Origin of the sequence: Campylobacter insulaenigrae NCTC 12927 (assembly GCF_000816185.1) — a bacterium.
Lineage (GTDB): Bacteria > Campylobacterota > Campylobacteria > Campylobacterales > Campylobacteraceae > Campylobacter_D > Campylobacter_D insulaenigrae.
On the sequence record NZ_CP007770.1, the window covers coordinates 46,428 to 70,497 of the forward strand.

37 protein-coding genes, 2 tRNA genes and 1 pseudogene are annotated in these 24,070 nt (G+C 30.2%); 32 read left to right on the forward strand and 8 right to left on the reverse strand.

Annotated elements, in window-relative coordinates:
• Positions 1–48 precede the first annotated feature (48 nt).
• From CINS_RS00225 to CINS_RS00245, 5 genes and pseudogenes are all read right to left on the reverse strand, one after another.
• A pseudogene (locus tag CINS_RS00225) lies at positions 49–270 on the reverse strand (N-6 DNA methylase); the annotation flags it as partial.
• 10 nt (positions 271–280) lie between these two features.
• Positions 281–1,276, reverse strand: coding sequence for a dihydroorotase (gene pyrC / locus CINS_RS00230; RefSeq protein WP_039648849.1), 996 nt, complete (start codon positions 1,274–1,276; stop codon positions 281–283).
• 9 nt (positions 1,277–1,285) lie between these two features.
• Positions 1,286–1,516, reverse strand: a complete 231-nt coding sequence (locus CINS_RS00235; protein WP_039648850.1) for a replication/maintenance protein RepL — start codon at positions 1,514–1,516, stop codon at positions 1,286–1,288.
• Complete coding sequence (locus CINS_RS00240; protein WP_039648852.1) at positions 1,509–1,871, reverse strand: diacylglycerol kinase; 363 nt, start codon at positions 1,869–1,871, stop codon at positions 1,509–1,511. Before CINS_RS00240 ends, CINS_RS00235 begins: the two co-directional genes overlap by 8 nt.
• Positions 1,868–3,418 (reverse strand): phosphoethanolamine transferase, encoded by a 1,551-nt coding sequence (locus CINS_RS00245; RefSeq protein WP_039648853.1) that lies wholly within the window; start codon positions 3,416–3,418, stop codon positions 1,868–1,870. Before CINS_RS00245 ends, CINS_RS00240 begins: the two co-directional genes overlap by 4 nt.
• Positions 3,419–3,511: 93 nt before the next feature.
• Here CINS_RS00245 and CINS_RS00250 point away from each other — a divergent pair, with 93 nt between their 5' ends.
• The 4 genes from CINS_RS00250 (at position 3,512) to dcuC (ending at position 6,634) form a co-directional block, all read left to right on the forward strand.
• Positions 3,512–4,270 (forward strand): exodeoxyribonuclease III, encoded by a 759-nt coding sequence (locus CINS_RS00250; protein WP_039648856.1) that lies wholly within the window; start codon positions 3,512–3,514, stop codon positions 4,268–4,270.
• A gap of 84 nt (positions 4,271–4,354) precedes the next feature.
• Positions 4,355–4,429: transfer RNA gene (locus CINS_RS00255), tRNA-Glu, on the forward strand.
• 117 nt (positions 4,430–4,546) lie between these two features.
• A complete protein-coding gene (sodB, locus tag CINS_RS00260; RefSeq protein ID WP_039648857.1) occupies positions 4,547–5,203 on the forward strand; it encodes a superoxide dismutase [Fe] in 657 nt (218 codons plus the stop codon).
• 57 nt (positions 5,204–5,260) lie between these two features.
• Positions 5,261–6,634 carry a C4-dicarboxylate transporter DcuC gene (dcuC, locus tag CINS_RS00265; RefSeq protein WP_039648859.1) on the forward strand — a complete coding sequence of 458 codons (1,374 nt, stop codon included), beginning with the start codon at positions 5,261–5,263 and terminating at the stop codon, positions 6,632–6,634.
• A gap of 25 nt (positions 6,635–6,659) precedes the next feature.
• On the opposite strand, the gene purM is transcribed toward dcuC, so the two are convergent.
• Positions 6,660–7,649, reverse strand: coding sequence for a phosphoribosylformylglycinamidine cyclo-ligase (gene purM / locus CINS_RS00270; RefSeq protein ID WP_039648860.1), 990 nt, complete (start codon positions 7,647–7,649; stop codon positions 6,660–6,662).
• A gap of 58 nt (positions 7,650–7,707) precedes the next feature.
• Here purM and coaE point away from each other — a divergent pair, with 58 nt between their 5' ends.
• Genes coaE through CINS_RS00285 form a run of 3 tightly spaced genes read left to right on the forward strand, consistent with a single transcriptional unit; the run spans position 7,708 to position 9,729 of the window.
• Positions 7,708–8,301: a dephospho-CoA kinase gene (coaE, locus tag CINS_RS00275; protein ID WP_039648862.1), complete on the forward strand. Its 594-nt coding sequence runs from the start codon at positions 7,708–7,710 to the stop codon at positions 8,299–8,301.
• Positions 8,298–9,050, forward strand: coding sequence for a diaminopimelate epimerase (dapF, locus tag CINS_RS00280; RefSeq protein ID WP_039648864.1), 753 nt, complete (start codon positions 8,298–8,300; stop codon positions 9,048–9,050). The genes coaE and dapF overlap by 4 nt, the downstream gene beginning before the upstream one ends.
• A complete protein-coding gene (locus tag CINS_RS00285) occupies positions 9,022–9,729 on the forward strand; it encodes a glucosaminidase domain-containing protein (RefSeq protein WP_039648866.1) in 708 nt (235 codons plus the stop codon). Before dapF ends, CINS_RS00285 begins: the two co-directional genes overlap by 29 nt.
• On the opposite strand, the gene CINS_RS00290 is transcribed toward CINS_RS00285, so the two are convergent.
• On the reverse strand, positions 9,726–10,781 hold the full coding sequence (locus CINS_RS00290; protein WP_039648868.1) for an ATP-binding protein: 1,056 nt from the start codon (positions 10,779–10,781) through the stop codon (positions 9,726–9,728). The two genes, CINS_RS00285 and CINS_RS00290, sit on opposite strands and share 4 nt — an antisense overlap.
• Before the next feature lie 12 nt (positions 10,782–10,793).
• Positions 10,794–10,869: transfer RNA gene (locus tag CINS_RS00295), tRNA-Ala, on the reverse strand.
• A gap of 225 nt (positions 10,870–11,094) precedes the next feature.
• On the opposite strand from CINS_RS00295, the gene rpsJ reads away from it, so the two are divergent.
• The 25 genes from rpsJ to CINS_RS00420 all read left to right on the forward strand — a co-directional run bounded on the left by rpsJ (position 11,095) and on the right by CINS_RS00420 (position 24,046).
• On the forward strand, positions 11,095–11,406 hold the full coding sequence (rpsJ, locus tag CINS_RS00300; RefSeq protein WP_012660810.1) for a 30S ribosomal protein S10: 312 nt from the start codon (positions 11,095–11,097) through the stop codon (positions 11,404–11,406).
• Between the two features lie 10 nt (positions 11,407–11,416).
• Positions 11,417–11,992, forward strand: coding sequence for a 50S ribosomal protein L3 (rplC, locus tag CINS_RS00305; RefSeq protein ID WP_039648870.1), 576 nt, complete (start codon positions 11,417–11,419; stop codon positions 11,990–11,992).
• Positions 11,989–12,603: a 50S ribosomal protein L4 gene (gene rplD / locus CINS_RS00310; RefSeq protein WP_039648871.1), complete on the forward strand. Its 615-nt coding sequence runs from the start codon at positions 11,989–11,991 to the stop codon at positions 12,601–12,603. Before rplC ends, rplD begins: the two co-directional genes overlap by 4 nt.
• A gap of 1 nt (position 12,604) precedes the next feature.
• Complete coding sequence (locus CINS_RS00315; protein WP_039648873.1) at positions 12,605–12,886, forward strand: 50S ribosomal protein L23; 282 nt, start codon at positions 12,605–12,607, stop codon at positions 12,884–12,886.
• Between the two features lies 1 nt (position 12,887).
• The gene (rplB, locus tag CINS_RS00320) at positions 12,888–13,718 is read left to right on the forward strand and encodes a 50S ribosomal protein L2 (RefSeq protein ID WP_039648875.1); all 831 of its coding nucleotides are present in this window, start codon (positions 12,888–12,890) and stop codon (positions 13,716–13,718) included.
• Between the two features lies 1 nt (position 13,719).
• Complete coding sequence (rpsS, locus tag CINS_RS00325; protein WP_039617142.1) at positions 13,720–14,001, forward strand: 30S ribosomal protein S19; 282 nt, start codon at positions 13,720–13,722, stop codon at positions 13,999–14,001.
• A 9-nt stretch (positions 14,002–14,010) separates the two neighbouring features.
• Positions 14,011–14,385: a 50S ribosomal protein L22 gene (rplV, locus tag CINS_RS00330; protein ID WP_039648877.1), complete on the forward strand. Its 375-nt coding sequence runs from the start codon at positions 14,011–14,013 to the stop codon at positions 14,383–14,385.
• A gap of 1 nt (position 14,386) precedes the next feature.
• Entirely contained in the window at positions 14,387–15,088 is a 702-nt protein-coding gene (rpsC, locus tag CINS_RS00335) for a 30S ribosomal protein S3 (RefSeq protein ID WP_039648879.1), read from the forward strand.
• 2 nt (positions 15,089–15,090) lie between these two features.
• Positions 15,091–15,516, forward strand: a complete 426-nt coding sequence (gene rplP / locus CINS_RS00340; RefSeq protein ID WP_039648881.1) for a 50S ribosomal protein L16 — start codon at positions 15,091–15,093, stop codon at positions 15,514–15,516.
• Positions 15,503–15,688 (forward strand): 50S ribosomal protein L29, encoded by a 186-nt coding sequence (gene rpmC, locus CINS_RS00345; protein ID WP_039648883.1) that lies wholly within the window; start codon positions 15,503–15,505, stop codon positions 15,686–15,688. Before rplP ends, rpmC begins: the two co-directional genes overlap by 14 nt.
• A 9-nt stretch (positions 15,689–15,697) precedes the next feature.
• Positions 15,698–15,949, forward strand: a complete 252-nt coding sequence (rpsQ, locus tag CINS_RS00350; protein ID WP_039648885.1) for a 30S ribosomal protein S17 — start codon at positions 15,698–15,700, stop codon at positions 15,947–15,949.
• Positions 15,949–16,317 carry a 50S ribosomal protein L14 gene (gene rplN, locus CINS_RS00355; protein ID WP_004275679.1) on the forward strand — a complete coding sequence of 123 codons (369 nt, stop codon included), beginning with the start codon at positions 15,949–15,951 and terminating at the stop codon, positions 16,315–16,317. Before rpsQ ends, rplN begins: the two co-directional genes overlap by 1 nt.
• Positions 16,317–16,544 (forward strand): 50S ribosomal protein L24, encoded by a 228-nt coding sequence (gene rplX / locus CINS_RS00360; RefSeq protein ID WP_039648887.1) that lies wholly within the window; start codon positions 16,317–16,319, stop codon positions 16,542–16,544. The genes rplN and rplX overlap by 1 nt, the downstream gene beginning before the upstream one ends.
• Before the next feature lies 1 nt (position 16,545).
• Positions 16,546–17,091 (forward strand): 50S ribosomal protein L5, encoded by a 546-nt coding sequence (gene rplE, locus CINS_RS00365; RefSeq protein ID WP_039648889.1) that lies wholly within the window; start codon positions 16,546–16,548, stop codon positions 17,089–17,091.
• A gap of 1 nt (position 17,092) precedes the next feature.
• Positions 17,093–17,278, forward strand: coding sequence for a type Z 30S ribosomal protein S14 (locus CINS_RS00370; protein ID WP_012660824.1), 186 nt, complete (start codon positions 17,093–17,095; stop codon positions 17,276–17,278).
• Between the two features lie 12 nt (positions 17,279–17,290).
• Complete coding sequence (gene rpsH / locus CINS_RS00375) at positions 17,291–17,686, forward strand: 30S ribosomal protein S8 (protein WP_039648891.1); 396 nt, start codon at positions 17,291–17,293, stop codon at positions 17,684–17,686.
• A gap of 76 nt (positions 17,687–17,762) precedes the next feature.
• Positions 17,763–18,299, forward strand: coding sequence for a 50S ribosomal protein L6 (rplF, locus tag CINS_RS00380; protein WP_039648893.1), 537 nt, complete (start codon positions 17,763–17,765; stop codon positions 18,297–18,299).
• 9 nt (positions 18,300–18,308) lie between these two features.
• The gene (gene rplR / locus CINS_RS00385) at positions 18,309–18,665 is read left to right on the forward strand and encodes a 50S ribosomal protein L18 (RefSeq protein ID WP_039648894.1); all 357 of its coding nucleotides are present in this window, start codon (positions 18,309–18,311) and stop codon (positions 18,663–18,665) included.
• Between the two features lie 16 nt (positions 18,666–18,681).
• The gene (rpsE, locus tag CINS_RS00390) at positions 18,682–19,125 is read left to right on the forward strand and encodes a 30S ribosomal protein S5 (protein WP_039648896.1); all 444 of its coding nucleotides are present in this window, start codon (positions 18,682–18,684) and stop codon (positions 19,123–19,125) included.
• A gap of 3 nt (positions 19,126–19,128) precedes the next feature.
• A complete protein-coding gene (rplO, locus tag CINS_RS00395) occupies positions 19,129–19,521 on the forward strand; it encodes a 50S ribosomal protein L15 (protein WP_039648898.1) in 393 nt (130 codons plus the stop codon).
• The gene (gene secY, locus CINS_RS00400) at positions 19,521–20,783 is read left to right on the forward strand and encodes a preprotein translocase subunit SecY (RefSeq protein ID WP_039648900.1); all 1,263 of its coding nucleotides are present in this window, start codon (positions 19,521–19,523) and stop codon (positions 20,781–20,783) included. Before rplO ends, secY begins: the two co-directional genes overlap by 1 nt.
• A gap of 33 nt (positions 20,784–20,816) precedes the next feature.
• Positions 20,817–21,560, forward strand: coding sequence for a glutamate racemase (gene murI, locus CINS_RS00405; protein ID WP_039648901.1), 744 nt, complete (start codon positions 20,817–20,819; stop codon positions 21,558–21,560).
• Between the two features lie 97 nt (positions 21,561–21,657).
• The gene (locus tag CINS_RS00410; protein WP_052251925.1) at positions 21,658–22,704 is read left to right on the forward strand and encodes a type II asparaginase; all 1,047 of its coding nucleotides are present in this window, start codon (positions 21,658–21,660) and stop codon (positions 22,702–22,704) included.
• 23 nt (positions 22,705–22,727) lie between these two features.
• Positions 22,728–23,375 carry a ferritin family protein gene (locus CINS_RS00415; RefSeq protein WP_039648902.1) on the forward strand — a complete coding sequence of 216 codons (648 nt, stop codon included), beginning with the start codon at positions 22,728–22,730 and terminating at the stop codon, positions 23,373–23,375.
• A gap of 119 nt (positions 23,376–23,494) precedes the next feature.
• The gene (locus CINS_RS00420; RefSeq protein WP_039648903.1) at positions 23,495–24,046 is read left to right on the forward strand and encodes a ribonuclease HII; all 552 of its coding nucleotides are present in this window, start codon (positions 23,495–23,497) and stop codon (positions 24,044–24,046) included.
• Positions 24,047–24,070: the final 24 nt, after the last annotated feature.

Sequence of the window (24,070 nt, forward strand, 5' to 3'; positions counted from 1 at the left end):
AAAAATTTTGAATTTATGTTTTAATAGTTAATTTATTGAATTTTTTCACTTATTTTCTATGTAGCCTAGTGTTAGAAAATCTTTTGTTATTAAAAAATCCGGAGCACCTCTACCTTCTTTGTCATTCGGTTCTTGTTTGATAGAGATTTTATTTTGCTTGTCTTGATTTTCTTTTATAGCTTGTGATAAATTTTGCAAAGCTGTTCTATATGTGTGTTCTTTATCGTTGATGGGAATATCTTTTATGTTTTCTAGATAAGCTTTTAGCATTAATTTTCTTTTAATTTACGACTTTGAATTTTAAAGTTTTTCCAGCCATAAATGGCACTATATCGCCGTATTTTTGAGGTACTTGCCATTCTTGTTTTTCTAAAGTGATAATTTTGTCTTTTTCAAATTTAAGATTATGGATTTTACAAGCATTATCTGAAATAAATTTTTGTAAATTTGCTTCATTTGAATTTTTTTCAAAAAGTTCAGCTAACACAGGTAAAATCACTGGTGCACTAAATACTCCAGCAGCACAGCCACAACACTCTTTAGTGTGTAATGGATGAGGTGCACTATCGCTTCCAAGCATAGCCTTTTCATAACCACTAAAAGCAAGCTCGCAAAGTGCTTCTTTATCTTCATAGCGTTTTGCTATAGGCTTGCAAAATAAATGTGGATCCATTTTACCACCTATTACATCATCAAGTGTTATGATTAAGTGATGTAAGGTTATAGTTGCATATAGATTTTCATACTCTTTTAATAAATCACATAAAACTTTGGTAGTAATATGTTCCATGACTATCTTTAAATTTGGAAAATTTTTAGTTAAACTTTCATAGATTTTTTCAAAATTTGCTTCTCTATCCATAACAAAATCATTTGTTTCGCCATGGACTAACAAAGGTATATTTAAATCACTCATAGCGTTTAAAGTGGGCTTTAATTTTTCTAAATCAAAGCTTGAAATTCCATTATCAGAATTTGTTGTTATTCCAGCAGGGTATAGCTTTATAGCAAAAATTTCATTTTTAACAAGTTCTAAAAATTTTTCATCATAATTTTGAAAAAAGAGAGTCATAAGAGGTATAAAATCTTCATTAGAACAAGCTTTTAAAATACGATTTTTGTAAGCTTTTAAGTCATTTAAAGCTGTTATGGGTTGTATTAAATTAGGCATTATTACGCCAGCTTTAAAATCTTTTGCACTTAGTGGCGCTACTAATGTTAAAACTTCTTCATCTCTTAAGTGTAAGTGCATATCTAGTGGATTTTTAAGTATCATTTTTATCTCCTATTTGAGTTTATATAAGCCATTTTTAAATTTTTCAAGCAAAGATTTTTCTTCTAAAAATTTAAAAGTATTGATTATTGTAGGCTTACTTGTATTTAATCTTTTGCTAAGCTCTTCAATACTAATAAAAACAAAACCATTTTCATCAGCATTTAAAGCTAAAAATTCTATAACTTCAAATCGTTTTTTTCCATGAATTTTTTCACATAATGTTCTAACGCGTTTATCCATATAAAAACCACTTGATTAAAATAAAAATCCAAGTACTTATAGCTAATAATACGCTAAAAAATACCCCTGCGCTTGCACAATCTTTTGCTTTTTTGGCTAATATGTGAAAATCGTTTGTGCAAAGATCTACGCAAGCTTCTATAGCCGAATTTATAGCTTCTATGATTAAAATCAATACCAATACAAAAATCAATACAAAATGTTCTATAAAATTTATAGGCAAAAAAAGGCTTGCTATGATTAAAGGTATAATTAAAATAATTTCTATTTTAAAAGCCATCTCATCTTTAAATAAAAATTTAATTCCACTCATAGCATAAGAGGCATTTTTAAATAGAGAATACTCAGGTTTCATTGAGGATTTTCCTCTAAATTTTTGCTAAATAAATCATAATTTTTCTCATATTCATTAGTGCTAATGTTAAAATATCCTAGCAAAGTTGAAAAAAGGTTATCGTGAGATAGCTTATAATCTTTTTTAGCTTTTAATTCTTTGGCAAAATCAGCATCATTGCTCCAGAAAATCATAGGTATGTGAGTTTGTTCTTTTGGTGCTATAAAATAAGGCATACCGTGGAGATAAATTCCATTTTCACCCAAGCTTTCACCGTGATCTGACATATAAAGCAAGGAAGATTCTTGATTAGGATTTTGTTTGAGCATGTCTATGAGATTTTTTATAATAAAATCTGTATATAGCAAGGTATTATCGTAGGTATTAGATAATTCTTCTTGGGTACATTTTTGTAATTCATTGGTATCACAAGTTGGGGTAAATTTTTTAAATTTATCAGGATAGCGTTTAAAATATGATGGTCCATGAGAGCCTTGTAAATGAACGACAATAATTTTGCTTGATGTAGTATCTTCTAATTCTTTTTTAACTAGTTCAAGCAAACTTTCATCATAATCTTGAGAAATAATTTTATTTTTGATACGATTGCAATTTCCCTTGCAACCTCCAGAATTATTATCAACCCAAATGCTTTGTACTCCAACTTTTTGTAAAATATCTAAAACATTTTCTTCATATAAACTATCATTAAAGGTTTCTCTTTTGTGTCTTGAAAACATACAAGGTAAGCTTCTTGCAGTAGCAGTTCCACATGAGCTTACTTTGTTAAAATATATGAGATTTTCTTCGTTTTTTGTATAAAAATTGGTATCGTTATTTGTATATCCACCTAAAGAATAATTTGCCGCTCTAGCAGTTTCTCCGACAACTAAAATCATAACCTTATTAGGATCTTTGTCCCATTTAGCATCTGGAGCTATAATTTGGAGGTGTTTTTGTGAAGCAAATTTTAATTTTATATATTTAAAACCTGAATAAATTTGGTAAAAAGGTATGTTATAAACTCTAACTTCATTATATGTTCGCAAAAACGGGATTATACTTTTTGAAAAAATACCAAGCAAACCAAAAGCTACGATAAAAGCCATTAATGTAGTGCCAAATTTAACCAATAAGTGCTTTTTAAAATTACAATAATGAATTTTTATTTTGATGATAAAAAAAGCAGGTATAATAAAAGTAAAAAATATATACAAAAACATTTTAGCGTTTAATAAATCAAATATCTCTTTCGTATCTGTTTGTATAGCATTTCTAACCATATCATGGTCTATGACTACACCATAATTTAGCATAAAATATCCACTAATTGAGCTTACTGCTGTAAAAAAAAGCATCAGAGCTTTGCTAAGATAAGGCAAAAATAACAAAGCAAAAATTCCCACTAGTAAGCTAAAATAAATAATAATATATAAAATTATGGAAGAATCACCATCATTAGGGTGTAAATTATCGTGAATATAAGAAAATAATTTAAAATTAATAGCACTAATGTAAATAGCACTTAAAAATACAAATTTTAACCAAGAGATATTAAAAATTTTCATGTATTCCTTTCAAATAAATAAGGATTATAGATTAAAATAGTTAATTTATTTTATTAGCTTTATGATATGATTACGTTTTTTTAAGGATAATTAATGAAATTACTTTCGTGGAATGTAAATGGCTTAAGAGCTATTTGTGATAAAAATGCACTTGAATGGATAGAAAAAGAAGATGTTGATTTTATTGGTTTTCAAGAAATCAAAGCACATGAGGAAAAATTTCCAAAAAAAATTTATGAGTATAATTTTAATCATATGTATTTTAATAGTGCCAAAAGAGCAGGTTACTCTGGAGTAATGAGTTTATGTAATTTTGATTGTGAGACTAAAAAATGTGAATTTTTTGATGATGAGGAAGGTAGGGTTTTAGAACATAGCTTCAAAAACATTGTTTTATTTAATATTTATTTTCCTAATGGTCAAAAAGATGAAGAGCGTTTAAATTTTAAAATGAAATTTTACAATGATTTTTTATTGTATTTAGATAGGCTTTTAAAGGAAGGCAAGGAAATTATCATCTGTGGCGATGTCAACACTGCTCATAAGGAGATTGATTTAACACACCCTAAGGCAAATGCCAATACATCGGGATTTTTGCCTATAGAGCGTGCTTGGATTGATGATTTACTTGCACTTGGTTTTATTGATACTTTTAGAGAAATTAATGGTGATATGAAAGATAAATATTCTTGGTGGAGCTATAGAATGAAAGCTAGAGAAAGAAATGTAGGCTGGAGAATTGATTATTTTTTCATATCTAAGGGCTTAAAAAATAAACTTAAAAATGCTTTCATTAGAGATGATATTTTAGGTTCTGATCATGCTCCTGTGGGTATAGAATTAGATATCTAGAAAATTGTTTTATAATGATTGTTTAAAAAATTAATCAATCATTAAGCAATAAAAATATATAATCGCTTTTCTTTTAAAAAAGATGGCCCATTCGTCTAGCGGTTAGGACATCGCCCTTTCACGGCGGTAACACGAGTTCGAGTCTCGTATGGGTCACCACTCCTATATTTTTATCATAATAATAATTGAAATTGTTAATTATAAAAGAGTTATTTAGTCTTTTTTAATTTATATGTGTTAGAATGATTGTCAAAATTTAGAACAAGGAGAATAAATATGTTTGAGTTAAGAAAATTACCTTATGAAGTAGATGCTTTTGGAGACTTTTTAAGTGCTGAAACTTTCTCATTTCATCATGGAAAACACCATCAAACTTATGTAAATAATTTAAATAATCTTATTAAAGGCACTCAGTTTGAAGGTAAAGATTTAGTTTACATTATTAAAAACTCAGAAGGTGGTATTTTTAATAATGCAGCACAAGTTTATAATCACGATTTTTATTTTGATTGTATAAAACCAAAAACATGCTGTGGTTGTGGCTGTTCTTTGGATGAGTCATTTAAAGCAGCAGTTGAAAAAGATTTTGGTTCAATGGAAAATTTAAAAGAAGAATTTATAAAAGGCGCAACTGGTGTTTTTGGTTCAGGATGGTTTTGGTTAGTTTATAATGTTAAAAGCAAAAAGTTAGAGCTTACTGGAACAAGTAATGCAGCTACGCCTATTACTGAAGATAAAATTCCACTTTTGGTGGTGGATGTTTGGGAACATGCTTATTATGTTGATCATCGTAACGCTCGCCCTGCATATTTAGAAAAATTTTATTCACATATAAATTGGGAATTTGTTTCTAAAGCTTATGAATGGGCTATTAAAGAAGGTATGAATTCTGTAAGTTTTTATGCTAACGAATTACATCCTGTAAATTCATAAAGACTTTTTAAGAAAATTTTCATAAAATAATCCTTAGATATATTCTAAGGAGGATTTATGGAAATTCTAATTTCTGTAGTCGCTACTTTGTTTTGTGTATTTTTAGTAGCGTATTTTATTCTGAAAAAATACAATCCTATTTTTACATTTTTTCTCTCGGGTATTGTTATTTTAATTATAGTCTCGTCTATCACAGGAGAGTCTGTTTTAAAGCAAAGTATGGGTAATGTTGTGTTTGATGTCTTTGGTTTTGTTACAGAAACTTTTAAGACAAATTTAGCTGGAGTTGGCTTAATTATAATGTCTGTTGCAGGATTTGCAGCTTATATGAAACATATTAATGCCTCTGCTAAACTCGCATTTGTAGCCAATAAGCCTCTAGGTAGAATTAAAAATAAATATTTGGTTTTGAGTGGAACTTTTGTAGTAGGTATGGCTCTAAAAATAGTTATTTCAAGTTATACAGGATTATTACTTTTATTATTAGCTTCGATTTATCCGGTATTAATCGCCATTGGTATTCGCCCAATTACAGCTGTTTCTGTTCTTTCTTTGATTGCACTTGATTATGGACCAAAAGATGGTAATTCTATCAATTTAGCGGATATGGTTGGTATAGATAATGTTGTTGCAATGTTTTTTGAATATCAAATTTATCCAGTTATTGCTTATGTTGTTGTCATGGCTTTGCTTATTCCATTTTATTATAGCTATATGGATAAAAAAGATATTGCTAAAGGTGTGATTGATGATGTAGAACATATGGAAATAAAAGATCCAAAATGTCCTTTATTTTATATCTTCTTACCTTGGCTTCCAATAGCATTTTTATTTGGTGCATATTTTGCAAGTTTGTATGGATATAAAATTAAACTTGATGTTGTGAGTGCAAATTTTTTAAGTATAAGTTTAGTGTTTATTTTAGAGTATATTAGACACAAAGATGCTAAAAAATTGGCAGATGATTTGATGGTTATTTTAAAATCAATGGCAGAAATTTTTGTCAGTGTGGTTTGTATTATTATTGCAGCTTCTATTTTCGCAGAAGGTATTAAAGCTTTAAAAGGTATTGAGCATTTGGCATTGGCTGTTTCTTCTATGGGTGCTTCAGCTGTTTTAGTTACTATTGTGGTGTTGAGTTTCATTGTTTATTTTGCAAGTGTCATCATGGGAAGTGGTATAGCAGCTTTCAATGCTTTTGGAAGATTAGCTCCTGATATAGCAGCTAAATTAGGAATTAATCCTATATCATTAGCATTGCCACTAGAAATTGCTTCTTGTTTAGGACGTGCAGCTTCTCCTATATCTGGAGGGATTTTAGCCTTAGCAGGATTTGCAAAATTAGATCCTGTAGCTATTGTAAAAAGATCCACTCCTTTATTGCTTGTAGGGATGGCACTAAATATTTTGATAGCTTGGTATTTTGCTTAAAATGAAGAATAATGGCTTTTTGCCATTATTCTAAAATAATTCCTTCATTTAATACTACTTCACCTATAATGTAAGCATCTGAATTTTCTAAGATTTTATCTACATTAGTGGGATTTGCTACTATTACCATTCCTACTCCCATATTAAAACTTCTATACATTTCATTTTCTTCAACGCTTTGACCTATTTGATAAAATATTTCATGGGTTTTTAAATGATGTTTTCTAATTACTGCTCCAATACCTTGTGGAAAAATTCTAGGTAAATTTTCTACCAACCCACCACCTGTAATATGTGCTAAAGCATTAATATAAGGTTTTAATTTTAAAAAATCTTTTACATAAATTCTCGTAGGTTCAAGCAAAATATCAATTAGTGTTTTTTCACCTATTTTATCATCAAATTTAAGTTTTTGTGCCTCAAATAATACTTTTCTAGCTAAAGAGTATCCATTAGAATGAAGACCACTACTTGGTAGAGCTAATAAAATATCACCATTTTTCACAAAAGATCTTCTGTCTATTTCATCTTTTTCAGCCATTCCTACTGAAAAACCGGCTAAATCAAAATCTCCTGTGTGGTACATACCGGGCATTTCTGCAGTTTCTCCTCCTATCAGAGCACATTTTGCTTTTTTACACCCATTTGCTATACCCATTACAACTTTTTTGGCATTTTCAACTTCTAATTTTGCACTCGCATAATAATCTAAGAAAAAAAGTGGAGTAGCAAAATTACAAACTAGATCATTTACGCACATTGCAACCAAATCTTCACCTATGGTGGTAAAATTTTGAGCATCGATTGCAAGTCTTAATTTAGTCCCCACTCCATCGGTTGCAGCTAACATTACAGGATTTTTAAAACCTTGTGGCATAGCAAAAGCACCGGAAAAAGATCCTATCCCACCTAATACATTTTCATTAAAAGTCTCTTTGACTATAGGTTTTATAGCTTCTACAAAAGCATTGCCGTTATCTATACTTACTCCAGCGTCTTCATAGCTTATATTCATTTATATTCCTTTAAGAATTTAAAGTGTATTTTAGCTAAAAATCTTTTAAGGCTAAATTATGCAAAATGCTTATTTTGTGACTTCAAGTATTGCAGGTGGAAAATCAACTTTTATTAAAATAGTTAAAAAATTAGGATTTGATACTATAAGTGCTGATGAAATTACTCACATGTTATTAAACGAAAATGCTCAACATATTGCAAAACTTTTTGATGATTTTAGTTTAATTGTAAATAATGGTATAGATAGAAAAAAACTTGGAAATATAATTTTTAATGATGTATTAGCTAAATCAAAATTAGAAAATTTTATTCATCCAAAAATTAAAAAAGAAATTTTAAGCCAAGCAATAAAAATTGATAAAAAAAATAAGGCTTTTTTTATAGAATTACCACTATTTTTTGAAAACAATAATTATCAAAATTTAGGAAAAAGTATTTTAATTTATGCACCAAAAAAACTTTTGCTTCAAAGACTTATGAAAAGAGAGCATATAGATAAAGAAGAGGCTTTAAAAAGAATAAATTGTCAGCTTGATATAGAAAAAAAGAAACAAATAGCTGATTATGTTATAGAAAACATAGAGAGTTATGAAATATTTGAAGAAAGTGTGTTAAATTTTTTGAAATATAATTTAAAGGTTATTATATGAAATACTTTAAATATTGTGCTAGTGGAAATGATTTTGTTATATTCGCAGACGAGGAGAAAAAAGATAGAACCAAGTTAGCGCAAATTCTTTGTGATAGATATAAAGGCATAGGTGCAGATGGACTTATAGTTATAGTTCCGCATAAAAAATATGATTTTGAATGGCAGTTTTATAATTGTGACGGAAGTGAAGCTAATATGTGTGGTAATGGATCAAGAGCAGCAGCGCATTTTGCACATTATTTTTTAAAAAAACCTAAATATTTAAATTTTATCACAGGTGCAGGATTGATTAAATCTCACATAGAAAGCGATATGGTTGAAATTAAATTGAGTGATGTTAAAAATATTAAAGAGCCTTTTGAATATAAACAAATGCAGTGGCAATTATGCGATACAGGTGTTCCCCATCTTGTAACTTTTGTAGATGATTTAGATGATTTTAATGAGCAATTATGTAAAGAATTGCGTCTAAAATATAATGCAAATGTAAATTTTGCAAAAGTTGAAAATGATGAATTGCTTAAAGTAAGAACATTTGAGCGAGGTGTGGAGAGTGAGACTTTAGCATGTGGAACAGGTATGGGGGCATGTTTTTACCTAGCACAACTTAATTATAAAGTTAAATCAAAAATCACAATACAGCCAAAAAGTGGTGAAAATTTGGTATTTAGACTCGAAGAAGATCAAATATTTTTTAAAGGGAAGGTAAAGTATTGTTTTGAAGCTAATTATAATTTTTCTTGTTAGTTGTATTTTATTACAAGCTAAATTTATACCAGGATTTAATGAAGATTTTTATACTCTTGATATCAATCAAAAAAGAGAAGTTTTTATAGGTAAAATTAGCACTTTGCTTGATAATTCTTTTAAAGATATAGAGAATGAACAAGAATTTGTAAATAATTTTTTTCATGAAGCGTTAAAATTAAATTTTAGAAATTTAAATCCAATAGCTTTAAACAGATTGATAGAGTTAAAAGAAAAATACAGAATAAAAAATTTATATAATATCCAAGAATATCAAGAAAAAATTCAAAAAGTTCCTAAATCTTTGGCTATAGCTCAAGCTATTATAGAAAGTGCTACAGGAACAAGTCGTTTTGCTAAAGAAGCTAATAATCTTTTTGGAGAATGGACTTGGGGAGATAAAGGTTTAATACCCAAGGAAAGAAGTGTAAATAAAACACATAAAATTAAAGTATTTGATACTTTGCAAGAAAGCGTTGATTCTTATATTTTAAATTTAAATCGTCATAATGCTTATGAGGATTTTAGAATGTGGCGCAAGAATGTGTTGGAAAAAGGAGAAAAATTAGATGGTAAAGAAGCTGCCATACACTTAGAAAAATATTCTGAAATAAAAAATAAATATACCCAATTAATCTTAGCTATTATAAAAAAACATGAATTAGATAAAGTGGATTAATTTCCTAAAGCCCATTCATCAAATGGAAGTAATAAAATTCTAATTCCATTAATAAAAATTTCTGCACTTTGTGAGAGTGTAATAATAAAAATTGAAGAAAGTTTGAGATGATTTTTACTAAGAATTTTTTTTATTTTTAATAAAATTAAATCTTTATCCTTAAAAGGAGAACATAAAAAAGCGATATTTAAATTTGGAATATAAAAATCAAAGTATTTTGTATAAAAAATTTCTTGTTTGAATTTAAACATTTCATTTAAAACTAAATTCTCAAATAAAGCACTAAAATCTTTCTGTACACTTAAGGCATTTTTTAAATAGAAATCATAAAAATATACTTTTTTTACATTTTTATCATAATTTTTTACAAAATATAAAGTATAATTTTGTTCCAATTTTGCTATATTTTTATACAAAGTATCTTTTGAAATTTGCATTTTTTCTTTCATAGATTTAAATAAATCGTTAGTACTAAATTCATTAGAAATATTTAATGCGATAAATTTTAAAATATTTAATTCTAAAGGGTTATAAAAACTTTTTAGGTAAGTAAAATTTACTTCTTGATTTTGAATTACATTTCTTCCAGTATGTAAAAAATAACTTACCATAGATTTTATGTCAACATATTTTTTATTTAAACTTAGAAATTCTTCAAAATCTAAAAAATCAAGATAAATTTCTTCAAAATTATCTAATTTAAAATTCATCATATTAACACTTAATATAATTTGTAAATTTAAGTGTTTTAAAACGTTAAAATCAAATTCGTAACAAAAATTACAAAGAATTAGAAATTTAATTTGAGGGTTATAAGTTAGAAAAGAGTTAAGATGTAATAAACTTTTTTCATCAAAACGTAAATCAGCACAGTCGATAAAAAGTATATTTTCATTTTTATAAAAAGATAAAAAATTTAAAATAAGATTTTTTTTACCGCTAGCAAAACCGCCTTTTATAATAAGATTTTTATTGCTTTGAATTTGAACTTTTCTTTCTTTGAAGCTTTGAATTTTTGGATAATTATCATAAAAAAATTGTAATATTTTCATAATTTAAATTTCTGGTGGAGTATAGCGGGTTCGAACCGCTGACCCCAACGCTGCCAGCGTTGTGCTCTCCCAGCTGAGCTAATACCCCTTTTTACATTCGATTATTAATGCAGTAAGGATAATATATTTTAGCTTATATTTTATTAAATTTAATCTTTTAATGTTAAATATTATCCTTATAATAAGGAAAAAAATATAAAAAAATACACATTAATTCTTGACTTTGGAAAACTTGTTTTTATATAATACCTCCATCATTATTACATGGTGGTTAGATTATTTTATCTAACGAGTTCTTTATAAAGGAAAAAATATGGAAAGAATCAGGCTTAAGCTAAAAGCTTATGACCACAGAGTTCTAGATCGTACAGTTGCAGCAATTGTAGAAGCTGTTAAAAGAACTGGTGCTGACATTAGAGGTCCGGTACCAATGCCTACAAAAATAAAAAGATATACAGTTTTGAAATCTCCACATATCAACAAAGATTCACGCGAGCAGTTTGAGATGAGAATTCATGCACGTATGCTTGATATTGTAGCAGCTACTCCAGATACAGTAGATTCACTCACAAAACTTGACTTAGCTCCTGAAGTTAATGTTGAAGTAAGAGCTATGGGTAAATAAGGATAAAATTATGGAATACATTGTAGAAAAAATTGGTATGAGTAGAACAATAAGCACACCAAGCATTCCTGTAACCTTACTTAAACTTGTGCAAACTAAGGTATGTGAAGTTGAAAATGGAAAAGCTTTAGTCGCTTATGTGAAAGGTAAAGCAAATAACAAATGTATTGCTGGTCAGCAAAAAAAATATAATCTTTCAGCTGAATATAATAGATTTGCTAATTTAGAAGTGGCAAATACTCAAGCAGGGGATATTGATTTAAATCCCTTAAAAGAGGCTTCAATATTAAAAGTTAGTTTTAATTCTAAAGGTAGAGGCTATAGCGGGGTTATGAAAAGACATGGATTTGCTGGAGGCCCTGCAAGTCACGGTTCAAGATTTCATAGACGCCACGGGTCAATAGGTAATCGTGAATGGCCAGGTCGTGTTCAACCAGGTATGAAAATGGCAGGTCATTATGGTAATGTAAAAGTTACTGTAAAAAATGAAATAGTATCGTTTGATGAAGAAAATGGTGTTTTAGTAGTTAAGGGTGCTGTACCAGGATATAATGGTGCTATGGGTAAAATAAGGATTGCAAAATGAGTAAAGTAACTGTTTTAAATGATAAATTTGAAAAAACTAGTGAACTCGAACTTCCAGCAAAATATGCAGAAGTTAATTCTCACAACCTTTATTTATATGTAAAATCTTATCTTGCTGGTCTTAGAGCAAATACAGCTCATACTAAAGGTAGGAGTGATGTAAGTGGTGGTGGTAAAAAACCATGGAGACAAAAAGGACGTGGTGGTGCAAGAGCTGGTTCAAGCAGAACGAATGTTTGGGTAGGTGGTGCTGTAGCATTTGGTCCTACAAATAATCGTAACTATATTCAAAAAGTGAATAAAAAACAAAAACGCTTAGCACTTGAGAGAGCACTAGCTGATAAAGCTCAAAAAAATGCATTATTTTCAGTAGATAGTTTGAGTATTGAAAGTGGCAAAACAAAAGATGCAAATGCAGTTATTAAAAAGCTTGGTTTGAAAGATACTTTAATTGTAAAAGATTTACTAGATGAAAAAACATTACTTGCTTTTAGAAATTTAGCAAATTGTTATGTTGTTGATGCAAGTGAAGTTAATGCTTATTTAGTATCTGTATTTAATGCTGTTATTATTGAAAAAGCAGCACTTGAATCTATCGTAAAAGAGGGTTAAAATGGCAGATATTACTGATATAAAAACAATACTTTACACTGAAAAAAGTTTAAACCTTCAAGAGCAAGGTGTTGTAGTTATCCAAACTTCTCCAAAGATGACAAAAAATGGTTTAAAAGAAGTTTTGAAAGAATATTTTGGTGTAACTCCAGTAAGAATCAATTCTTTAAAAATGGATGGAAAGATAAAGCGTTTTAGAGGTCGTGAAGGTCAAAGAAATAGCTTTAAAAAATTCTATGTTAAGCTACCAGAGGGTGTTAGCTTAGAAAGTTCGGAGGCATAAGATGGCAATTAAAACATACAAACCATATACTCCAAGTAGAAGATACATTACAGGTGTAAGTTCTGAAGATATTACTGCAAAAGCTAGTGTGAGATCATTGCTTGTTAAGCTTCCAGCACATGCAGGCCGTAATAATAATGGTAGAATTACAAGTCGTCATAAGGAAGCTGGTGCTAAAAAACTTTATAGAATTATAGATTTTAAAAGAAGAAAATTTGGCATAGAAGGTAAAGTTGAAGCAATTGAATATGATCCATATAGAAATTGTCGTATTGCATTAATTTCTTATAGAGATGGTGAAAAAAGATATATTTTGCAACCTAGAGGCTTAGGTGTTGGCGATATTGTTTGTGCAGCAGAAAGCGGTCTTGATATTAAACCAGGTAATGCGATGAAGCTTAAAAATATTCCTGTGGGTACTATTGTGCATAATATTGAATTAAAGCCAGGTAAGGGTGGTCAAATGATCCGTTCAGCTGGTGCTTATGCGCAACTTATGGGTAAAGAAGAAAAATATGTTATCTTAAGACTTGCAAGTGGTGAAATGAGACAAGTTTTAGCTGAGTGTATGGCAAGCATTGGTGAAGTAGGTAATGAAGAATGGTCAAATATCACCATAGGTAAAGCAGGAAGAAATCGCCATAGAGGTATTCGTCCTCAAACTAGAGGTTCTGCTATGAATCCAGTTGATCACCCACACGGAGGGGGAGAAGGTAAGAAAAACTCTGGTCGTCATCCAGTTACTCCATGGGGTAAACCAACTAAAGGTGCTAAAACTCGCCGTAAAAAAGCTAGCGATAAGCTAATAATTTCAAGAAGAAAAGGAAAGTAAGATGGCTAGGTCACTAAAAAAAGGTCCTTTTGTTGATGACCATGTAATGAAAAAAGTCATCGCTGCTAAAAAAGCTAACGATGGTAAGCCAATTAAAACTTGGTCAAGACGCAGCACTATTATACCTGATATGATAGGTTTAACTTTTAATGTTCATAATGGAAAAAGCTTTATACCTGTATACGTAACTGAAAATCATATTGGTTATAAATTAGGTGAATTTGCACCTACTAGAACATTTAAGGGTCACAAAGGCTCTGTTCAAAAGAAAATAGGCAAGTAAGGAGAAATTGTGAGTAGAGCGTTAATTAAATTCATAAGATTGTCTCCAACTAAAGCAAGATTGATTGCTAGAGAAGTTCAAGGTATGAATGCTGAACTTGCATTAGCAAGCTTAAAGTTTATGCCAAATAAAGGTGCTAAATTTATAGCAAATGCTATTTCAAGTGCTGTTGCAAATGGTGGTTTTGAAGCAAATGAAGTTATTGTTTCAAGTTGTCGTGTTGATGCTGGTGCAGTATTAAAAAGATTTAGACCAAGAGCAAGAGGAAGCGCTAGTCGTATTAGAAAGCCAACTTCACATATTTTAGTAGAAGTTAGCAAAGTAGAATTAAGTGCTGAAAAAACTACAAAAGCTAAAAAAGCATCAGTGAAAAAGGAAAGCTAATATGGGACAAAAAGTAAATCCGATTGGTTTGAGATTAGGAATTAACAGAAATTGGGAATCAAGATGGTTTCCTACTAAGGCTAATGTAGCAGAAAATATTGGTGAAGATTATAAAATTAGAACTTTTTTAAAAAGAAAATTATATTATGCTGGAATTAGTCAAATTCTTGTAGAAAGAACAGCAAAAAAATTAAGAGTAACTGTTGTGGCTGCAAGACCGGGAATTATTATTGGTAAAAAAGGTAGTGATGTTGATGTTTTAAGAAAAGATCTTCAAAACTTAATTGGTAAAGAAGTAAACATCAATATTAAAGAAGAAAGAAAAGCAGGTGCTTCAGCACAACTTGCTGCTGAGAGTGTTGCTACTCAGCTTGAAAAAAGAATTGCTTTTAGAAGAGCTATGAAAAAAGTAATTCAAGGAGCACAAAAAGCAGGTGCTAAAGGTATCAAAGTATCAGTTTCAGGTCGTTTAGGTGGAGCTGAAATGGCAAGAACAGAATGGTATCTAGAAGGTCGTGTACCACTTCATACTTTAAGAGCAAAAATCGATTATGGTTTTGCTGAAGCTCATACAACTTATGGAAATATAGGTATTAAAGTGTGGATATTTAAAGGTGAAGTTTTACAAAAGGGTGTTCAACCTGAAAAAACCGATGAAAATGCTCCAGCTAAAAAACCAAGAAGAGCAAGAAGAGGTAAATAATCATGTTAATGCCAAAAAGAACAAAATATCGTAAAATGATGAAAGGGCGTAATAGAGGTTATGCCAATAGAGGAACTGAATTTACTTTTGGTGATTATGCTTTAAAAGCAACAGAAGCAGGTCGTATAAATTCACGTCAGATTGAAGCAGCTCGTATTGCTTTAACTCGTTTTGTAAAAAGACAAGGTAAAACTTGGATTAGAGTTTTTCCAGACAAACCTTTAACCAAAAAGCCTTTAGAAACTCGTATGGGTAAAGGTAAAGGTGCAGTGGAAGAATGGGTAATGAATATTAAGCCAGGTCGTATTATTTATGAAATGGCGGGTGTGAATGAAGAAATGGCAAGACAAGCTTTAACTTTAGCTATGCATAAATTGCCATTTAAAACTAAGTTTGTTACAAGAGAGAGCCAAAATGAAATATACTGATATTAAAGATAAGACAGCAGCCGAGCTTGCAACAATGCTAAAAGAAAAAAAGGTGCTTTTGTTTACTTTAAGACAAAAGCTAAAAACGATGCAGCTAACTAATCCTAAAGAAATTAGCGAAGTTAAAAAAGACATTGCTAGAATCAATACTGCAATTAGTGCTTTACAATAAGGATAGAAAATGGCATTTAAAAGAGAAATTCAAGGCGTTGTTGTTCAAATTGCTGGAGATAAAACAGCTACAATTTTGGTTGAGAGAAAAGTTGTTCACCCAAAATATAGAAAAATTGTAAAACGCTTTAAAAAATATTTAATTCATGATGAAAGAAATGAACTTAAAGTGGGAAATACGATTATAGCAATCGAATGTAGACCACTTTCTAAGAGAAAATCGTTTCGTTTGAAAACTATAGTATCAGCAGGAGTTGAGTAATGATTCAAAGTTTTACTAGGCTTGCAGTTGCTGATAATAGCGGTGCAAAAGAATTAATGTGTATCAAGGTTTTAGGTGGTAGCAAAAGAAGATATGCTACGGTCGGTGATGTGATTGTTGCATCTGTAAAAAAAGCTTTACCAAATGGTAAGGTTAAAAAAGGTCAAGTGGTAAAAGCTGTTATTGTTAGAACTAAAAAAGAAATTCATAGAGATAATGGTTCTTTAATTCGTTTTGATGAGAATGCAGCTGTAATTCTTGATGCTAAAAGAGAGCCAGTCGGAACTCGTATTTTTGGACCAGTAGGTCGTGAAGTAAGATATGGTGGCTTTATGAAAATTGTTTCACTAGCACCGGAGGTGTTGTAATGAAATTGAAAATTAAAAAGAATGATATGGTTAAAGTTATTGCCGGAGATGATAAAGGTAAGACAGGAAAAGTATTAGCAGTATTTCCTAAGACAAATAAAGTGGTTGTTGAAGGATGTAAAATAGTAAAAAAAGCTGTTAAACCAAGTGATAAAAACCCAAATGGCGGTTTTGTAAATAAAGAAATGCCAATGGATATTTCAAATGTAGCAAAGGCAGGTGAGTAAGATGACGAGATTAAAAGAAAAATATAATCAAAGCATCAAGGCTGCTTTAGTAAAAGAATTTGATATAAAAAACCCTATGTTAATTCCTTTTGTTGAAAAAGTTGTTATAAGTGTGGGTGCTGGAGAATTGGCTAAAGATCAAAAAGTTTTACAAAATGTAGCAGATACTATTTCTTTGATTGCTGGACAAAAAGCAGTGATTACAAAAGCTAAGAAATCAGTTGCAGGTTTTAAGGTAAGAGAAGGCTTTCCAGTAGGTGTAATGGTTACTTTGAGAAAAGATAACATGTATGCTTTTTTAGATAAATTAATTACTATTGCACTTCCTCGTGTTAAAGATTTTAGAGGTCTTCCAAGAGATGGTTTTGATGGAAGAGGAAATTATAATTTCGGTTTAGACGAGCAGTTAATGTTCCCAGAGGTAGAATATGATAAAATTTTAAGAACCCATGGTATGAATATTTCTATCGTTACAACAGCAAATTCAGACAAAGAGGCACAAAAATTATTAGAATTATTTGGCGTGCCATTTGCAAAAGGAAAGTAAGATGGCTAAAAAATCAATGATTGCAAAAGCTGCCCGTAAACCTAAATTTAGTGTTAGAGGGTATACTAGATGCCAAATTTGTGGAAGACCACATTCAGTTTATAGAGATTTTGGAATTTGTAGAGTTTGTTTAAGAAAAATGGCAAATGAAGGCTTAATTCCTGGTCTCAAAAAAGCAAGTTGGTAAGAGGAAAGAACCATGATAAATGATTTAATTTCAGATTCGTTAACAAGAATTAGAAATGCAGGTATGAGAAGATTAGAAACTACTCGGCTTTTACATTCTAAAGTTATCGAAGCTTTGCTTGGAATTTTTCAAGCTAAGGGTTATATTGAAAGTTTTAATGTAATAGAAGAAGATAAAAAGAAATTCATCAACGTAGTTTTAAAATATGATGAAAAAGGTAGAAGTGTGATCAATGAAGTTAAACGTATTTCTAAACCAGGTCGTCGTGTTTATAAAGGCAAAGATGAAATCAAAAGATTTAAAAATAGTTATGGTACTATTGTAGTAAGCACTTCAAAAGGTGTGTTAGCCAACGATGAAGCTTATAAAGCTGGTGTTGGCGGCGAAGTTTTATGTACTATTTGGTAAAAGTTTCTACTTTTTATGGTATTCGGTATCCATTCTTATAAAGTAGTCATATCGTAGGCAAATAAAAAGGAAAAATATGTCACGTATAGGAAAACAACCAGTTTCTATTCCAAATGGAGTGGAAGTAAAATTAGAAGGTAATTTGCTAAAATTTAAAAAAGGAAATTTAGCAAAAGAACTCGATACAAAAGCAAATGTTAATATTGAGATTAAAGAAGGACAAATTCTTTTTTCTCCTAAAGGTGAAGATAGACAAAGCAGGGCGTATTGGGGAACTTATAGAGCTTTAACCCAAAATATTATTATTGGTTTAACTGAGGGTTTTAGTAAAACTTTAGAAATTAATGGTGTAGGTTATAAAGCAGCATTAAAAGGTAAAGTTTTGGAACTTGCTTTAGGTTTTTCTCATCCTATTAATTATGCTATACCAGAAGGTATAGAAATCACAGTGGAAAAAAACAATATCATTGTTAAAGGAAGTGATAAACAAGTTGTAGGTCAAGTTGCTGCTCAAATTCGCGAATTTAGACCACCTGAGCCTTACAAAGGAAAAGGTGTTAAATATTCAGATGAGCGTATTATCCGCAAAGCTGGTAAGACATCTAAGAAGTAAGGATAGAATATGAGAGCAAATGTATTAAAAAGAAAAATATCTTTAAGAATAAAAAGAAAAAAAAGAATTAGAGCAAAAATTTCAGGAACACAAAATCTTCCAAGATTATCTGTTTTTAAATCAAACAGAACTTTATACATCCAAGCTATTGATGATGTAAAATCAGTAACCTTAGCGGCTATTGATGGTAGAAAAATTGGCGTAAAAGCGAATAAAGAAGGTGCTAAGAAAATAGCGACTGAATTTGCTAAAATTTTGAAAGCTAAAAATATAGAAGAAGTAGTGTTTGATAGAAATGGTTATTTATATCATGGTGTAATTGCAACTTTAGCTGAAGTGCTAAGAGAAAATGCAATCAAACTATAACCCAAAAGGAAGATCGATGGAAAAATATAATAGAGAAGAATTTGAAGAAGTAATCGTCGATATCGGCAGGGTTACTAAGGTTGTAAAGGGTGGTAGAAGATTTAGATTTACTGCTTTAGTTATTGTTGGAAATAGAAAAGGCTTAGTTGGCGTAGGATATGGAAAAGCAAAAGAGGTTCCAGATGCTATAAGAAAAGCTGTTGATGATGCTTTCAAAAATATTGTTGAAGTTAAAATCAAAGGCTCAACTATTCCTCATGATGTAGAAGTAAAATACAATGCAAGTAGAATTTTACTTAAACCAGCAAGTGAAGGTACTGGAGTTATTGCTGGTGGCTCAACTCGTCCTATAGTAGAGCTTGCAGGTATTAAAGATATTTTAACCAAATCTTTAGGTTCGAATAATTCAGCAAATGTTGTGCGTGCTACTATCAAGGCACTTACAATGCTTAAAGGATAATCAATGAATTTAATAAAAGCACCAGGTTCAACACATAAAATTAAAAGAATAGGTCGTGGTCAAGGTAGCGGTATGGGAAAAACTTCTACTAAAGGTGGAAAAGGCCAAACTGCTAGAAAAGGTTATAATGAAAAAAGAGGTTTTGAAGGTGGTCAACAACCACTTCAAAGAAGATTACCAAAGGTTGGTTTTACTTCTAAATTCGAAAAACCTTATGTAATTAATGTAGAAAAAATTACAGCTATAAAAGAACTTAGTGAGATAACTTTTGAAACTATCAATAGCGTTCATAAACTTTCAAAAAATATAAATAAAGTTAAACTTATTGGTGCGAGTGCAAAAGATCTTGCAAGTAAAATAAAAGATGAAAAGATTATTTTTAGCGGACAAAAATAATGAATAAAACATTGACAAATAAAATTCTTATCACATTGGCTTTTTTATTTGCTTATAGAATCTTAGCTTATGTGCCAGTTCCTGGAGTAAATGTCAATGTTATCAAGGAATTCTTTGATTCTAATGCATCTAATGCATTGGGCTTGTTTAATATGTTTAGTGGAGGTGCTGCTGAAAGACTTAGCATTATCTCTCTAGGCATTATGCCATATATCACTGCTTCTATTATTATGGAGCTTTTAGCTGCTACTTTTCCTAATATAGGTAAGATGAAAAAAGAGCGTGATGGCATGCAAAAATATATGCAAATTATCCGTTATGCTACTATAGTTATTACACTAATTCAAAGTATTGGAGTATCTATAGGCTTACAGAGTCTTCATGGGAAAACTGGACAATCTGCTATCATGATTGATATGAATACTTTCATTGCATTATCTGCTGTGTCTATGCTGGCTGGTACCATGCTTTTAATGTGGATTGGCGAGCAAATTACTCAGCGTGGAATTGGAAATGGTATTTCATTAATTATCTTTGGTGGTATTGTTTCTTCTATTCCTGGTGCAATTAGCGGAACGGTAAATTTGGTAAATACAGGTGAGATGAATTTCTTGACTATCATTGCTATTTTAGCGGTAATTTTACTTACTATTTGGGCAATTATTGTTGTAGAACTTGGAGAAAGAAGAATTCCTATTTCTTATTCTAGAAAAGTTATTATGCAAAATCAAAACAAGCGTATTATGAATTATATTCCTATTAAAATAAATTTAAGTGGGGTAATTCCTCCTATTTTTGCTAGTGCTATTTTGATGTTTCCAAGTACTATTTTGCAAACAAGTACTAATGAATATGTATTAAAAATTTATGATTTTTTAAACCCTAATGGATTTTTCTTTCATATTCTAACATTTTTACTTGTTATTTTCTTTGCATATTTTTATGCATCAATTGTATTTAATGCAAAGGATATAGCTGAAAATCTTAAAAGACAAGGCGGTTTTATACCAGGAATTAGACCAGGTGAAGGAACAGCGAATTATTTAAATGAAATTGCGTCTAGATTGACTCTTTCAGGTTCTATTTATTTAGGACTTGTGTCAACTTTACCTTGGCTTATAGTGAAATTATTTGGTGTGCCTTTTTATTTTGGCGGGACTTCAGTTTTGATTGTTGTTCAGGTTGCTCTTGATACTATGAGAAAAATTGAAGCTCAAATTTATATGAGCAAATACCAAACTTTAAGCGCAGTAGGCTTATAAGAAAGTAGTTTTTCTACTTTCTTTTTTTTAATGATGAAATTAGGTGTTTTTGATAGTGGTGTTGGAGGATTAAGCGTCTTAAAGTCATTGTTACAAACCCATTTTTTTAAAGAATACATTTATTATGGAGATACTGCTAGGGTTCCATATGGTGTTAAAGATAAAAATACGATTATAAAATTTTCTTTAGAAGCTTTAGACTTTTTTAAAACAAAACAAGTTGATATGCTCGTTGTTGCTTGTAATACTGTTAGCGCCCATGCTTTAGAAATTTTAAGATCTAATGCGAACTTTCCAGTATTGGGAGTAATTGATGCAGGAATTTTAGCAACAAAAAATACTTTATTAGATAAAGAATCAAAAATTTTAGTAATTGCCACAAAGGCTACTGTAGATTCTCACGAATACAAAAAAGGTTTAAATAAGGAAGGTTTTTTTAATATAGAAGAAAGAGCTACGGGACTTTTTGTGCCTATGGTAGAAGAAGGAATTTTTCAAGGGTATTTTCTAGAATCAGCTTTTAAATATTATTTTGATAATCTCACTTATATTCCCGATGCTTTAATATTAGCTTGCACTCATTTTCCATTAATCTCTTCATCATTACAACAATATTTTGGAAATAATACAAAATTAATTCACTCTGGTGAAGCTATGGCTTTACAGCTTAAACAAGAGTATGATTTAAGAGAAAAATATAAGGATATTAAACTTTCTTTTTTTGCATCAAGTGATGAGAAAAAATTAAGAGATATTGCAAAATTGTGGCTTGATTGATTATTGTTTAATATTTTGTATATTTTATTTATAATTTATTTTAATTTAAATTTATATGTATTACAATCCTTATACTTCAAACAAAAAAGGGTTGATGATGAAAAAAATATTAGCATGCGCTGTGATGGCATTAAGTTTAGGAGTTGTAAATTTGGAAGCAAAACCAAAAGTTGCTATTTTAGCTACCGGTGGTACTATAGCTGGATCTATTGATAGTTCTGTGGCTACTACGGGTTATACTGCTGGAGTTTTAGGGGTTGACGCTTTAATCAAAGCTGTGCCTGAAATTCAAAATTTAGCAGTAATTAGTGGTGAACAAATTGCGAATATTGATAGCAAAGATATGACAGATGAAATTTGGCTAAAATTGGCTAAAGAAATTAATAGATTATTAAAATCTGATATTGATGGAGTTGTTATTACTCATGGTACAGATACTATGGAAGAAACTGCATATTTTTTAAATTTGACAATAAAAAGCGATAAGCCTGTTGTATTAGTTGGTGCTATGCGTCCATCTACTGCAATAAGTGCTGATGGTCCTAAAAATCTTTATAATGCAGTTGCATTGGCTGCAGATCCACAAGCCAAAAATAAAGGTGTTATGGTGGCTATGGATGATAAAATTCAAAGTGCTAGAGGTGTGGTAAAAACCCATAGTTTAAATGTTGATGCATTTAGCTCTCCTAATATGGGTGATATGGGATATATTGTAGATGGAAAAGTATTTTTTTATAATATCAATACAAAATTACATACCAAAAAATCTCCATTTGAAGTGAGTAAATTACAAAAATTACCAAAAGTAGATATTCTTTATAGTTATGCAAATGATGGTAGCGGTGTTGCTGCTAAAGCTTTGTTTGATAATGGAACTAAAGGCATAGTGGTAGCTGGTAGTGGTGCAGGGAGTATTCATAATTATCAAAAGGATATTTTAAAAGAACTTTTAAAAAAAGGTTTAAAGGTTGCTGTGAGTTCTAGAGTAATAGCTGGAAGAGTGGCGATCAGTGACACAGATGCAGAACTTGGCTTTATTGATGCAGGTGATATGAATCCACAAAAGGCTAGAGTCTTATTAATGCTTGCTTTGACAAAAACTAATGATACTAAGAAAATTCAAGAGTATTTTTTAAAATATTAAATTTAATTTATAGGAGAATATTAATGAAACAATACGAAACATACAAATGTCACAAATGTGGCAATGAGGTTGAAATTCAAAATGTAGGTGGTGGTAAACTAAGTTGCTGTGGACAAGAAATGGAGTGTACCACACAAGATTTAACTGCGGTAAATTTAATGAAAGCTTTTGCAGGTGAATCAATGGCTAGAAATAAATACGATTTGTTTGCTGATATTGCACAAGAAGAAGGTTGGCATGCTATTGCCAAACATTTTAGAGAGGCTGCTGAAAATGAAAAATGGCATGCAAGAGCTGAATTTAAAGCTTATCATGAATTAGTTGATGGTAAAGCCTTAGAAGAAACTGCAAAAAATTTACTTTGTGCTGCTGATGGAGAAAATTATGAGCACACTATTATGTATCCAAATTTTGCACAAATTGCTGAAGATGAAGGAAAGAAAAATATTGCTAGGTTGTTTACTGCTATTGGTAAAGTTGAAATTGAGCATGAGCGAGAATATTTAGCACTTAAAAAAATGCTTGAGGAAGAAGATTTTTTTAATTCAGAAGTTGAAGATTTATGGGTTTGTGAAGTATGTGGACATATTCATAGAGGAAAGAAAGCACCAGCTGCCTGTCCTTTGTGTAAGGCTCCAAAAGAATACTTCAAACGAGAATTTCTAGGGTAAACTTTAAGGTCCTTGATAAAATAATTTTTCTTTTTATCAAGGATTAAATACTATATATAATTTTCATCATTGCCTTAAAATATTTTTATTTGGTAAAATATAACTACTAAAGGAAGATAATGACATTGGTTGGGATTGATGAAGCAGGGCGAGGAGCTTTGGCTGGAGATATGCATATAGGAGCTTGCAAGCTCTTAAATCATATAGATGGTTTGGCAGATTCTAAAAAATTGAACAATACACAAAGAGAACGGCTATACGAACAAATCATAAAAAATTCAAACTTTTTGATACTTGCGTTTTCTCCTTTTCAAATCGATACTTTAGGACTTAGCAAATGTTTAAAGCTTGCATTAGAAATTATACAAAAGCATTTTAATAAAGATGAAATTTTATATGATGGAAATTTAAATTACGGTGTTTTAGGCGTCAAAACTATGATAAAAGCAGATATGAAAATTCAAGAAGTTTCTGCAGCAAGCATATTGGCTAAAGTAAGTCGTGATAGAAAAATGTGTTTTTTGCCTGCAATTTATGATAAATATGAGTTTTATAAACATAAAGGCTATGGAACTAAAATTCATATAGAAAAAATTAAAACATATGGTTATTCACCTTTACATAGAAAAAGTTTCACATTAAGATGTTTTGAAAAGAATTTATTTGATTAAACTATAGCGGTATTAAATATAATA